Genomic DNA, 12,579 nt, shown 5'->3' on the forward strand with positions numbered 1-12,579 from the left:
TTAGCGGGAGGCGAATTCTACAGCGTTACACGCTGCTGTCAACACCTCTTTTCAACCGCTTTCGATCGAGAGGATCGAATCGTTAATAAGGCGAAAACTGACTGCCTTACCAACTGCTTCTGGCTTCGATGAACTGAAGCGTAACCGCTGTCGAAAACTGCGTAACTCGTTGAATCTCAAGGAGTTTTCCGTTTCGACTGCGCCGGAAGTGGGGCGAATTATAGACCTGTAGAATCTGCCGTCAAGGGTTAATTACGATTTTGTTGCAGAAGATGCTTTCTTTGCGATTAAGCGCGGAATCCGGCGCATTACAGGGGGAACACGCAGCAACAACAACAGCCCCCCTATAGAAGCGTAGACCGCCCACTCCTTCAGGTCCGCCCGGACAATCCATAGCATATGCAGCAGCCCCAGCCCCAGGATGAAATAAACCAGGCGATGCAGCTTCTTCCAACGCGCCCCCAAGCGACGCTGGCTATAACGATTGGACGTCACAGCCAATAACAACAGAAAGAGGAACCCCAGGCTTCCGACAAAGATATAGGGGCGCTTGCGCAACTCAACTCCCAGCTGCGACCAGTCCAACCCCAAGATGAATACCCCATAAGCACTCAGGTGCAGCACTACATAAGCGAAGCACCACAACCCCAACTGTCGGCGCACAGCGATCCAGCCCGACCACCCCGTGAGTTTTTGCAAAGGAGTCATGCCCAAGGTGATCAACAACAGCATCAGCGTGCCCAACCCCAGACGATCAACCAGTACCTTGCCCGGGTCCGGCCCCAGGACCGAAGCCCAGGCTTCATACAGCCAATACAGAGGCCAGATAGCCGCAGCGATAAAGACACCGATACGCCAGAACGAATAACGCATCAGTAGTTCTTCCGCAGATCCATGCCGCTATATAAAGAAGCGACTTCATCCGAGTAACCGTTGAACATCTGGGTTTCCCGCACATTGGGACTGAACAGACTGCTGGGTAGACGTCGTTCCCGAGCCTGGGTCCAGCGTGGATGATCAACCGTCGGATTCACATTCGCGTAAAAACCATATTCGTTGGCCGCAATGCTCTGCCAGGTAGTCTTGGGCTGCTCGCTGACCAGGCTGATGCGCACAATCGACTTCACACTTTTGAAGCCATATTTCCAAGGCACTACAAGGCGCAGCGGCGCACCATTCTGGTTAGGCAGTTCACGCCCGTACATCCCCACTGCAAGAATCGCCAATGGATTCATTGCCTCATCAAGACGCAATCCCTCGACATAGGGCCAGTCGATCAAGGCAAAGCCGGAGCGCTGGCCCGGCATACTCTTGGGATCCTGCAACGTTTCAAAGCGAATGAACTTGGCGCTGCTGGTGGGCTCCACCTGCTTGAGCAAGGCAGAGATTGGAAAACCTATCCAGGGAATCACCATCGACCAGGCCTCTACGCAACGCAGTCGATAAATACGCTCCTCCAGCGAGTAGGGCTTCATGAAATCTTCCAGGGCGTAGCGGCCTGGCTTAGCCACCTCACCATCCACGACCACACTCCACGGCTGAGTCTTGAGCGCACCCGCGTTGGCCCCCGGATCCCCCTTGTCAGTGCCGAATTCGTAGAAGTTGTTGTAGTGAGTCGCATCCTTGAAAGGCGTGATCGCCTCATCCCTGACGGTTACTGCTTGCCACTGAGTGGTCGACAGCTTGTCGGAGAACCACGCGGGAGTCTGGCCCGGCTCAACATCGGCATAACGCGACGCGTCCTGTGCTGCTGCCCATCGCGGCAAGCTGGCAAACGCCATGCCCGCAACCGCACCACTGAGCAGGCTGCGTCGAGAGAGGTAAAGAGATTCGGGCGTAACCTCAGACTCATTGCAGTCGGACGACTTGGGGAATTTGAATAACATGGCAACTCCGCAGTATTGGAGGACAGATGTACCAATAGACTGCGGAGTATGGGGGAAATTACATCACTCGACGCTTTTGCGACGACGCAGGTGCAACAGGTACTGGATAGGGCCCGACGCCGCATAGGCGAGGAACACCAAAAGCAGAATGCGCGGCGGATCGCTGAACACCACTGCAAACACCAGTACCACCGCCAGGATCGCCACAAAAGGTACGCGCCCTTTCAGGTCCAGGTCCTTGAAGCTGTTGTACTTGATGTTACTGACCATCAGCATGCCTGCGGCGGCCACCATCAACGCCACCAGGAACGACATCTTCGACCCCTGGATCCCGTAGTCGCTGAATGCCCAGACGATACCAGCCACCACACCCGCCGCTGCCGGGCTGGCAAGCCCGATGAAATAACGCTTGTCGGCAGTACCGACTTGAGTATTGAAACGCGCCAGACGCAAGGCCGCGCCTGCCACATAGATGAAGGCGACCATCCAGCCAACCTTGCCCATGTCACCCAGAGCCCAGCCAAAGGCCAACAACGCCGGCGCTACGCCGAATGCAACCATATCGGACAGCGAGTCGTATTCAGCGCCAAAAGCACTCTGTGTGTTGGTCATGCGGGCAACACGCCCATCCAGGCCATCGAGCACCATGGCCACGAAAATGGCGATCGCGGCGAAGGCAAAGTACTTGCTCGCCCCGGCCGCATCTCCGGCACTCATTGCACTCTGGGCGCTCATGGAGCTAATGATGGAATAGAACCCCGCGAACAGGTTCGCAGTGGTGAACAGATTCGGCAGAAGATAGATACCACGATGCCGGACTTTACGGCCTTCAGCGTCATGCCCTTCTTCGACATGCTCATCGATCGGTAGCAGGCTTTCGGCGTCAGAGGCCTGGTTTGGCTCTTCGGGACGTTCGCTCATGGACATTACCTTGCAACGGTGTGAAAAGTTTCGACAGATACCCAGGGCCGCGATTCGGCCACAAAGGATCCAGCTTTATACCAGAACCTATCCATGCAAACGAAAAAACGCGGCCTAGGCCGCGTTTTCCCTGACAAGACTCGAACTTAGTTCTTGGCTTTGTCGACGATTTTGTTGGCACCGATCCAAGGCATCATCGAGCGCAGTTGCTCGCCGATGATCTCGATACCGTGAGCGGCATTGTTACGACGCTTGGCGGTCATCGATGGGTAGCCGGTAGCGCCTTCGCTGATGAACATCTTCGCGTATTCGCCGTCCTGGATGCGCTTCAGAGCATTGCGCATGGCCTGACGGGATTCGGCGTTGATGACCTCTGGGCCAGTCACGTACTCGCCGTATTCAGCGTTGTTGGAGATCGAGTAGTTCATGTTGGCGATACCGCCTTCGTACATGAGGTCAACGATCAGCTTCAGTTCGTGCAGGCACTCGAAGTAGGCCATTTCTGGAGCGTAGCCAGCTTCAACCAGGGTTTCGAAACCGGCTTTGACCAGCTCGACGGTACCGCCACACAGAACAGCCTGCTCACCGAACAGGTCGGTTTCAGTCTCGTCCTTGAAGGTGGTTTCGATGATGCCGGTACGACCGCCGCCCACGCCTGCGGCGTAGGACAGGGCAACGTTCTTGGCGTTGCCGGAAGCGTCCTGGTAGATCGCGATCAAGTCAGGAATACCACCGCCCTTGACGAACTCGGAACGTACGGTGTGGCCTGGAGCCTTCGGCGCGATCATGATCACGTCGAGGTCGGCACGAGGCACAACCTGGTTGTAGTGGATCGCGAAGCCGTGGGAGAAGGCCAGAGTAGCGCCCTTCTTGATGTTCGGCTCGATTTCGTTCTTGTACAGCTGGGACTGGAACTCGTCCGGGGTCAGGATCATGACCAGGTCTGCACCGGCAACGGCTGCAGCAACGTCGGTCACTTTCAGGCCGTGGGCTTCAGCCTTGGCAACGGTAGCCGAGCCTTTACGCAGGCCGACAGTCACATCAACGCCGGAATCCTTCAGGTTGCATGCTTGAGCGTGGCCCTGGGAACCGTAGCCGATGATGGCAACTTTCTTACCCTGGATGATCGACAGGTCGCAGTCTTTATCGTAGAAAACTTTCATGAATTTCCCCTATATCAGGCCGTCCGGCCATTCGCTAATTTGAGTTAGATGCTCAGTACTTTGTCGCCACGGGCAATCCCGGTGACACCACTGCGTACGGTTTCCAGAATCGATGCGGTGCCGATCGATTGAATGAAGCTGTCGAGCTTGTCGCTGGTACCGGTCAGTTGAACGGTATACACGCTGGCGCTGACATCAACGATCTGCCCACGGTAAATATCGGTAGTGCGCTTGACCTCGGCGCGCTGGGCGCCAGTGGCCTTGATCTTGACCAGCATCAGTTCACGCTCGATGTGCGCGCTTTCCGACAGGTCTACCAGCTTCACCACCTCAACCAGCTTGTTCAGGTTCTTGGTGATCTGCTCGATGATCTCGTCATGGCCAACGGTGGTCAGGGTCAGACGCGACAGTGTCGGGTCTTCAGTCGGCGCCACCGTCAGGCTTTCGATGTTGTAGTTGCGTTGCGAGAACAGACCTACAACACGAGACAGAGCACCCGGTTCGTTTTCCAGAAGCAAGGAAATAATGTGCCGCATGATTAAGTACGCTCCGTCTTGCTCAGCCACATATCGCGCATGGAGCCGTCTTTGATCTGCATCGGATAGACGTGCTCGCTGGTGTCGACCTGGATATCGAGGAACACCAGGCGATCCTTCATGGCGAACGCTTCTTCCATCTTCGGCTTCAGATCCTTCAGATCCGTGATACGCATGCCCACGTGACCATAGGCTTCGACCAGCTTGACGAAGTCAGGCAGCGATTCCATGTAGGAGTGCGAATGACGGCTGCCGTAGCTCATGTCCTGCCACTGGCGCACCATCCCCAGCACACCATTGTTCAGATTGATGATCTTGACCGGCAGATCGTACTGCAGACAGGTCGACAGCTCCTGGATGTTCATCTGGATACTGCCTTCACCGGTGACGCAGGCGACATCATTATCCGGAAAGCTCAATTTCACGCCCATGGCCGCCGGGAAACCGAAGCCCATGGTGCCCAGGCCACCGGAGTTGATCCAGCGGTTGGGCTTGTTAAACCGATAGTACTGCGCCGCGAACATCTGGTGCTGCCCCACGTCGGAGGTCACATAGGCATCGCCCTTGGTGACTTCGCACAGGGTTTCGATCACGGTCTGTGGCTTGATGATGCTGCCGTCGCCCTTGTCGTAAGGGAACAGGCCGCGATCGCCACGCCACTCTTCGATCTGCTTCCACCAACTGGCGACCGTCTCCTTGTTCGGGGTATCGCCGATTTCCTTGAGTGCCGCGACCATTTCGGTCAGGACGCTCTCCACTGGACCAACGATAGGCACATCGGCCTTGATGGTCTTGGAGATGGAAGCCGGGTCGATATCGATATGGATGATCTTGGCATTCGGGCAGAACTTCGGTGCACCGTTGATCACCCGGTCATCGAAGCGCGCGCCCACGGCCAGGATCACGTCGGCATGGTGCATGGTCAGGTTGGCGGTGTAGCTGCCGTGCATGCCGAGCATGCCCACGAACTGCCGGTCGGTGCCCGGATAGGCGCCCAGGCCCATCAAGGTATTGGTCACTGGCAGATTGAGCATCTTGGCCAGTTCGGTCAGCGGTGCGGAACCGCCGCCGAGAATCACGCCGCCACCTGCATAAAGCACAGGGCGCTTGGCCGCCAGGAGCATTTCTGCCGCCTTGCGGATTTGCCCGGAGTGACCGCGAACAGCTGGGCTGTAGGAGCGCAGCTTGGCTTTCTTGGGGAAAACGTATTCGAACTTTTCAGCCGGGTTGGTCATGTCCTTGGGGATATCGACCACCACCGGACCAGGACGACCGGATTGCGCCAGGTAGAAGGCTTTCTTCATGACTTCCGGGATTTCCGAAGCGTGCTTGATCATGAAGCTGTGCTTCACGATCGGCCGGGAGATACCGATCATGTCGGTTTCCTGGAACGCGTCGGTGCCCACCATGGTGCTGGGCACCTGGCCGGAAATGATCACCATGGGAATCGAGTCCATATAGGCGGTGGCAATACCGGTAATGGCATTGGTCGCGCCCGGGCCGGAGGTCACCAGTACCACGCCGGCTTTACCGGTGGCACGGGCATAGCCGTCAGCCATATGGGTCGCCGCTTGTTCGTGACGAACCAGGATGTGGGTCACTTCCGGTTCTTTGAACAGGGCATCGTAAACATGAAGGAGAGCACCACCCGGGTACCCGTAGATATATTTGACGCCTTCGTCACGCAAAAAGCGGACGAGCATCTCACCGCCAGATAAAAGCTCCACGTTGTTCACCTCTAAAACGCCAGAATACCGCCCTCAAAAGGGAGCGGGTCTTAATAGGTTTACTTCTCAGCAGAGCATGAGCGACGGTGGTCGCCGACTACGTCAGCACTGACTGAGCAAGTATTGGGAGCGCCCCAAAGTGTTGCGGGGTTTTCCCACCCAGCGCGAGGTAACGCGTTGCGGGTGTAGCACTTCGGCGCGGATGTGCGCCTCATGATCTGCTGAGTGGGTCTGCTTCTGGCAGTCCCTCTACAGCGGACTTTGGATTCTTCTGTTTCGTCCTCTTCAAGTCAAGTCGTCTATGTGGTTAATTCGAACTAAGCGCATGAGAACGCAAGAAAAAACCCAAAAACGACTGCGGTCTGCGCTTCAATTGCGCAATCTTCGGCAAGCAACTCAGAAATGCGAACCCGGACTTTGGGCGAAACCCCATTGCCAGAGAGCCGAGAGGAACGTCATGCACTGCAACAACAGCAATGCACGGATAGACATGAACCCTCCGAAGTTGTCACCTCGAGAGAGCGAGACTGAAGTGGGCAGCATGGAGGGAGGCGACTGCCAGGCATACCTGGCAGTCGTGTTTCAGCGAGTAGCAACGATGAGCTGATCAAACTCTTTGAGCAGAACTCGCAACTGCTGATCGCGCCCCTGCATCGGGCGAGTGGAGAACACCATCTCGGCCATTTCCTGAATACCTGACGCATTGGGCAGCGGCAAATCCTGCTCCAGAATCATCTTCATGCGGGGCAGAAAGATCCACTGCAGCCATTGCTCGAACTCCAGAGTATCCACGGCAAAGGGCTGAGTGCTGGCCAGTGCCTCGGCGCTGGGTACAGCGTCGTCCCACAGGCCCTGCACACGCAACTCACGCTCGATCAGCAGCAACTGCTCGGCGATCCTGGGAAAGCGCCCATCCATCACAGCGAAACCCGAGCTTTCTGGCGCGCCTGCGCTGCACCTGCGGCATCACCCTGTTTCTCACGCGCCTGGGCAATCAGCTCCCACAGGCTTGCCTGGAGATCAGGGCGGCCGTTGGCAAAGCTCAGGCCACGGCGAGCGAACTGCTCGGCCTGGGGCGCATCCCCCTGGGCCATGCGTACCTGAGCCAGGCGATACAGCACCTGCGGCTCGCGTGGCGCAACACGCTGCGCTCGCTCGAGGCTGGAAGAAGCACCGTTCAAGTCACCACTGGACTGCTGCTGTTGCGCAGTGGTCAGCAACGCCAGCACCGGGCCATCCAGTTGCTCATCGGCCGACAGACCACCGGCCCGGGCCGAAGGGATGCCACTGGGCGTAGAGGGCATGTTGTAAGTGCCCTGACTGATCGGTGCCGACTGATAACCGGAGCCGTCCACCGGCCCCGGGGTAATAGGCCCTGAAGTGACCGGCCCCGGAGTAATGGGCGAACTGCTGATCGGCGCCGAGGCCGTAGCGCCACCGCCCGGAACCATTACCACTACGCCGGAATCTTCCGGAATCGCCTGTGCCTGAGCCTGCGCCGGGCGCTTGATGGTCGTCTGGCGAAAGCCTCCGGAGGCGGAAATCCGCTCGCTGTTGGACACGGCAGTGCCGGAATCCACGACGGGAATAGAGCCGCGCTGCACACTGGCGCAACCGTTGAGCAACGCCAGAGCTGTAATAGCTGGAATCCACCACTTGTTCACGTCAAACCCTCATCGCTTAGTTCATCCAGCCCTTGACCCAATCCATCACCGAATCGCCGCCTGCCGGGTTTTCTCCCCCACAGGAAGCACCGGGAGGCGGTTCGCTGCCGCGAATATACGGCATCTGCACAGCCCCCGGACAGTTGGCATCGGAGCCCTGCCCGGTACGCGAATCGACCCAGGCCTGAACCACGTTGTCCGGCTGCGGCATATCCAGCGGCAGCGGGTCGGCCTTGCGCATGAAACTGGTCCACACCTGCAAGGCGCCGGTAGCACCGGTAAACGGCGTCTTGCCGTTATCGTCGCGACCCAGCCAGACCACGGCTAGCAGGTCCTGGCTGAAACCGGCGAACCAGCTGTCACGGGAGTCGTTACTGGTACCGGTCTTGCCCGCCAACGCTAGAGTCTTGGGCAACACGTTGTACACCGAGCTGCCGGTGCCCTCGCGCATCACCCGTTGCATCGCGCTTTGAATCAGATAGATCGAGCCGGCATCAAAACGCTGCTGAATCTGGAAGGGATAGCGCTTGAGCGGCTCGCCTTCCGCTGTCAACACGCTGCGAATCCCGCGCATCGGCGTATTGAAGCCGCCATTGGCCAGCGTCTGGTACATGGTCGCCACTTCCATCGGGCTCATGCCCCCTGCCCCCAGCAGCATCGATGGGAAGGCCGGGAACTCGCGGGTCACCCCCAGGCGCCCAAGGGTCTTCAGGACATTGGGCACACCCACTTCCAGGCCGAGCCGTGCGGTAGACAGGTTGTAGGAGTGAGCCAGGCCCTGGTACAGGAACACCGTACCGTGGGAGCGCCGGTCATAGTTCTGCGGCTTCCACACCTGGCCGTCTGCACCTTTTACCGAGAACGCCTCATCCGACAGCCAACTGGTCAGGGTGTACTGGCTGGGCTTTTCCAGGGCGGTCAGGTAGACGGCAGGCTTGATCAGCGAGCCGATCGGACGCACCGCATCCAAGGCCCGGTTGAAACCGGCAAAGCTGGCCTGACGACTGCCAATCATGGCCTGGACCTCACCGGTTTCCGGGTTGGTCACCACCATCGCCGCCTCGACGTCTTCCGAGCCCTTGCGCCCGGCCAGGCGCTTGAAGGTGTCGTTGACCGAGGCTTCGGCCTTCATCTGCAGGATCGGATCGAAACTGGTGAAGATCCGCAGGCCTTCTTCAGTCAAGTCTTCATCACGGTAGTCTTCGCGCAACTGACGTTTGACCAGGTCGAGGAAACCGGGGAAGGAACTGTCCGCCAGGCTGCCGCGCTTGGTTACGCCCAGCGGCATCTTCTTCGCCGCCTCCACCTGTTCCGGGGTAGCCACGCCCTGCTGTGCCAGCAGATCGAGCACCAGGTTACGCCGCTCCAGAGCACGTTCCGGGTAGCGCCGCGGGTTGTAATAGGAAGGCCCTTTGACCATCCCGACCAACAGCGCCACCTGGTGCAATTTGAGTTCGGACAGGGGCTGGCTGAAGAAGAACTGGCTGGCCAGACCGAAACCGTGCACCGCACGCTGACCGTCCTGGCCGACGAAGACCTCGTTGAGGTAGGCCTCGAGAATCTCGCGCTTGTCGTAATGCAGCTCCAGCAACAACGCCATCATCGCTTCATTGAGCTTGCGCGACAGGCTGCGCTCGTTGGTCAGGAAGAAATTTTTCACCAACTGCTGGGTCAGGGTACTGCCACCCTGGCGCATCTGGCCGGACGAGGTGTTGACCCAGATCGCACGGGCAATCGACTTGGGCGACACCCCGTGGTGTGAATAGAAGTCGCGGTCTTCCACCGCCACCAGAGTTTCCAGCAGATACGGCGGAACCTGATCGATCTTGATCAGGATCCGGTCTTCGAGGTTCTTCGGGTACAGGCCGCCGATCAGCAATGGCTCCAGGCGCACCACCGCGAGCTTGGCCCCCTTGCTGCCGGACAGTTCCGCCACGTAATCGCCGGAGAAGCGCACGCGCACCGGCTGAGCCTGCTCCAGCCCTTCATAGAACTGGAAGCCGCGGGTGTTCAGGTCCACGGTATTGCCATTGACCGAGGCTGCGCCCGGGCCGTTGGCGACACTTTCGCGGCGATAACCCAGAGCGTCGAGTTCCGTAAGGAAATCGTCCTTACTGAGCTTTTGTCCGACGAACAGCTCAAGCGGGCGGGCGTAGACCTTGGCCGGAATGGTCCAGCGCTTGCCGGAGAATTTTTCCTGGACCACGGCATCGAGGTAAACCGCAAAGCCGGCAAGCACCACCAAACCGACCAGACTAAGCTTGAGGGCCCAGCCCAGCCAGGGGCGCAGGCCACCAGACGGCGTTTTTTTAGCAGAACGAGGGGATCGGGTACGAGTCATGGCGGCGGATTATACGCACTTTATTCATCGTCAACATGCGCCACCCGAGGTTTGCCTTAGTGCGTTCAGCGGCCATAATGACGCCCTCGATTTTCCCGACTCTGAAGGATCGCCTGTGAGCCAGTCACTGATCGCTGCCCTGCAAAACCCCGCCTTGTTTCCTCATCCCGTAGAAGGGTTTCAGGTCATCGAAACCCACATCTCCTGGGTTCTGCTCACCGGCCCCTTTGCCTATAAAGTGAAGAAGCCGGTCAATTTCGGCTTCCTCGACTTCACCAGCCTGGACGCCCGCGAACACTTCTGCGGCGAAGAGCTGCGCCTGAACCAGCGCCTGACCGAGGACCTGTACCTGGAAGTCCTGCCGATCACCGGTAGCGCCGAAGCCCCGGTACTGGGCGGCGATGGTCCGGCTATCGAATACGTACTGAAAATGCGTCAGTTCCCGCAAAGCCAGTTGCTCAGCACCCTGCAGGCCAACAGCGAGCTGACCACTGCGCACATCGATGAGATGGCCAGGCAGATCGCCCACTTCCACCTCAGCGCGCCCAAGGTTCCAGCTAAGCATGAAGCCGGCACCCCGGAGAGCGTGATGGCTCCGGTGCGTCAGAACTTCGAACAAATCCGCCCATTCCTCAGCGAGAAGGCCGATCTGCAACAACTTGAAGCCCTGCAAGCCTGGGCCGAAACCAGCTTCGAACGCCTCAAGCCTCTGCTGGCCCAACGCAAGAGCGAAGGTTTCATCCGTGAATGCCATGGCGATATTCACCTGGGCAACGCCACTCTGATCGACGGCAAGGTGGTGATTTTCGACTGCATCGAATTCAACGAACCGTTTCGTTTCACCGACGTCTACGCCGATACCGGCTTCCTTGCCATGGACCTGGAAGACCGCGGCCTGAAGAGCCTGGCGCGACGCTTCATCAGCCAGTACCTGGAGCTGACCGGCGACTACCAGGGCCTAGAGCTGCTCAATTTCTACAAGGCCTACCGTGCCCTGGTACGCGCCAAGGTCAGTCTGTTCAGCATGCCTGCCGATGCCACGCCGGTGCAGCGCGCTACCACCCTGCGCCAGTACCGCAACTACGCCAATCTGGCGGAGAGCTACAGCACCATTCCATCGCGTTTCCTGGCCATCACCTCAGGCATTTCGGCGGTCGGCAAGAGCCGCGTGGCCATGCGCCTGGTAGAGGCACTGGGCGCCATTCGCCTGCGCTCCGACGTAGAGCGCAAGCGCCTGTTCGGCGAGCAACAGGTGCCCAACGACCCACACGCTGGCATCTATAGCAGCGAAGCCAGCAGCGCCACCTACGCGCGCCTGCATGAAATCGCCGAAACCATCCTGCGTGCCGGCTTCCCGGTAGTGATCGACGCGACCTACCTCAAACGTGCCCAGCGCGATGCCGCGGCCAAAGTGGCCGAGGCCACTGGTACGCCCTGCCTGATCATCGACTGCAACGCTCCTGAGGCAGTGGTTGCCAGCTGGCTGGCCCAGCGCCAGGCCGATCAGAACGATCCATCCGACGCCACTTTGGAAGTGATTGCCAACCAGCAAGCCACTCGCGAAGCGCTGACCGACGAAGAGCTGCTGCGCAGCAAGCGCATAGAAACCAACGAAAGCGGCAGCCTGGACGCCCTGGTTGCCAATATTCGCCAACGCCTCCCAGGCCTGTAAACGGTCATTTCAGCCGTGAAGTGGCAAAGACTTCACGGCTGAAAAATAGTGGCACTATACTGGCGTCATAAATCCAACACTGGTGACGTCGCCATGAGCCAACCGAAACTTCTCGACACTCCGCTTTACGCCCTGCTGCATAAAGACGACATCGTCGGCTTCAACCGCGAACGCCCGAAAGATCAACCCATCGACATGCGCGGCGGGGATTTCCGCGGCCTCGACCTGCGGGAACTGAACGCACAAGGCATCGATTTCACTGACGCCTACTTTCGCTCCGCGGATCTGCGGGGGCTGGACTTGAGAAACTCGTCCATGGAAGGCGCTAGCCTCGCCCATGCACAGATTTCCGGCGCCTACTTTCCGGTGGAACTGAGTGCCGACGAGATTCTCATGTCGGTCAATTTCGGCACCCGCCTGCGTTACCGCACTCGCTGACCCCCGCCGCCCGTCTTTGTCCGGCGTTCTGTTCAGCGCCGGACTTGATCTTTCGGGCGTTCGCGGTTGAAGCCGACGATGTCGTCTTTATGCAGCAGGGCGTAAAGCGGAGTGTCGAGAAGTTTCGGTTGGCTCATGGCGACGTCACCAGTGTTGGATTTATGACGCCAGTATAGTGCCACTATTTTTCAGCCGTGAAGTCTTTGCCACTTCACGGCTGAAATGACCGTT

The 12,579-nt window shown here is 58.6% G+C and carries 11 protein-coding genes; 2 read left to right on the top strand and 9 right to left on the bottom strand.

The features are described 5' to 3' along the window. Positions 1-252 precede the first annotated feature (252 nt). From msrQ to mrcB, 9 genes are all read right to left on the bottom strand, one after another. Entirely contained in the window at positions 253-873 is a 621-nt protein-coding gene (gene msrQ, locus A9971_RS32720; RefSeq protein ID WP_183000599.1) for a protein-methionine-sulfoxide reductase heme-binding subunit MsrQ, read from the bottom strand. After that, positions 873-1,886: a protein-methionine-sulfoxide reductase catalytic subunit MsrP gene (gene msrP, locus A9971_RS32725; RefSeq protein ID WP_183000600.1), complete on the bottom strand. Its 1,014-nt coding sequence runs from the start codon at positions 1,884-1,886 to the stop codon at positions 873-875. The genes msrQ and msrP overlap by 1 nt, the downstream gene beginning before the upstream one ends. Positions 1,887-1,949: 63 nt before the next feature. Further along, the gene (gene pssA, locus A9971_RS32730) at positions 1,950-2,807 is read right to left on the bottom strand and encodes a CDP-diacylglycerol--serine O-phosphatidyltransferase (RefSeq protein ID WP_011063487.1); all 858 of its coding nucleotides are present in this window, start codon (positions 2,805-2,807) and stop codon (positions 1,950-1,952) included. 146 nt (positions 2,808-2,953) lie between these two features. Then, positions 2,954-3,970, bottom strand: coding sequence for a ketol-acid reductoisomerase (gene ilvC, locus A9971_RS32735; protein WP_007959661.1), 1,017 nt, complete (start codon positions 3,968-3,970; stop codon positions 2,954-2,956). A gap of 44 nt (positions 3,971-4,014) precedes the next feature. Beyond that, positions 4,015-4,506, bottom strand: a complete 492-nt coding sequence (gene ilvN / locus A9971_RS32740) for an acetolactate synthase small subunit (RefSeq protein ID WP_011063488.1) — start codon at positions 4,504-4,506, stop codon at positions 4,015-4,017. Positions 4,507-4,508: 2 nt separating this feature from the next. Continuing rightward, on the bottom strand, positions 4,509-6,233 hold the full coding sequence (locus A9971_RS32745) for an acetolactate synthase 3 large subunit (RefSeq protein ID WP_183000601.1): 1,725 nt from the start codon (positions 6,231-6,233) through the stop codon (positions 4,509-4,511). A 582-nt stretch (positions 6,234-6,815) separates the two neighbouring features. Next, positions 6,816-7,151: a YqcC family protein gene (locus A9971_RS32750; protein ID WP_011063490.1), complete on the bottom strand. Its 336-nt coding sequence runs from the start codon at positions 7,149-7,151 to the stop codon at positions 6,816-6,818. Further along, positions 7,151-7,897, bottom strand: a complete 747-nt coding sequence (locus A9971_RS32755) for a M48 family metallopeptidase (RefSeq protein WP_011063491.1) — start codon at positions 7,895-7,897, stop codon at positions 7,151-7,153. The genes A9971_RS32750 and A9971_RS32755 overlap by 1 nt, the downstream gene beginning before the upstream one ends. Before the next feature lie 16 nt (positions 7,898-7,913). After that, the gene (gene mrcB, locus A9971_RS32760; RefSeq protein WP_011063492.1) at positions 7,914-10,238 is read right to left on the bottom strand and encodes a penicillin-binding protein 1B; all 2,325 of its coding nucleotides are present in this window, start codon (positions 10,236-10,238) and stop codon (positions 7,914-7,916) included. Between the two features lie 115 nt (positions 10,239-10,353). On the opposite strand from mrcB, the gene A9971_RS32765 reads away from it, so the two are divergent. Next, on the top strand, positions 10,354-11,910 hold the full coding sequence (locus A9971_RS32765; protein WP_183000602.1) for an AAA family ATPase: 1,557 nt from the start codon (positions 10,354-10,356) through the stop codon (positions 11,908-11,910). A gap of 93 nt (positions 11,911-12,003) precedes the next feature. After that, positions 12,004-12,348: a pentapeptide repeat-containing protein gene (locus A9971_RS32770; RefSeq protein WP_011063494.1), complete on the top strand. Its 345-nt coding sequence runs from the start codon at positions 12,004-12,006 to the stop codon at positions 12,346-12,348. Positions 12,349-12,579: the final 231 nt, after the last annotated feature.

Origin of the sequence: Pseudomonas sp. UME65 (assembly GCF_014170225.1) — a bacterium.
GTDB lineage: Bacteria > Pseudomonadota > Gammaproteobacteria > Pseudomonadales > Pseudomonadaceae > Aquipseudomonas > Aquipseudomonas protegens.

Bases quoted from the DNA above. Each gene is read 5' to 3' on its own strand.
- msrQ (WP_183000599.1), bottom strand. From the start codon at position 873: ATGCGTTATTCGTTCTGGCGTATCGGTGTCTTTATCGCTGCGGCTATC.
- msrP (WP_183000600.1), bottom strand. From the start codon at position 1,886: ATGTTATTCAAATTCCCCAAGTCGTCCGACTGCAATGAGTCTGAGGTT.
- pssA (WP_011063487.1), bottom strand. From the start codon at position 2,807: ATGAGCGAACGTCCCGAAGAGCCAAACCAGGCCTCTGACGCCGAAAGC.
- ilvC (WP_007959661.1), bottom strand. From the start codon at position 3,970: ATGAAAGTTTTCTACGATAAAGACTGCGACCTGTCGATCATCCAGGGT.
- ilvN (WP_011063488.1), bottom strand. From the start codon at position 4,506: ATGCGGCACATTATTTCCTTGCTTCTGGAAAACGAACCGGGTGCTCTG.
- A9971_RS32750 (WP_011063490.1), bottom strand. From the start codon at position 7,151: ATGGATGGGCGCTTTCCCAGGATCGCCGAGCAGTTGCTGCTGATCGAG.
- mrcB (WP_011063492.1), bottom strand. From the start codon at position 10,238: ATGACTCGTACCCGATCCCCTCGTTCTGCTAAAAAAACGCCGTCTGGT.
- A9971_RS32770 (WP_011063494.1), top strand. From the start codon at position 12,004: ATGAGCCAACCGAAACTTCTCGACACTCCGCTTTACGCCCTGCTGCAT.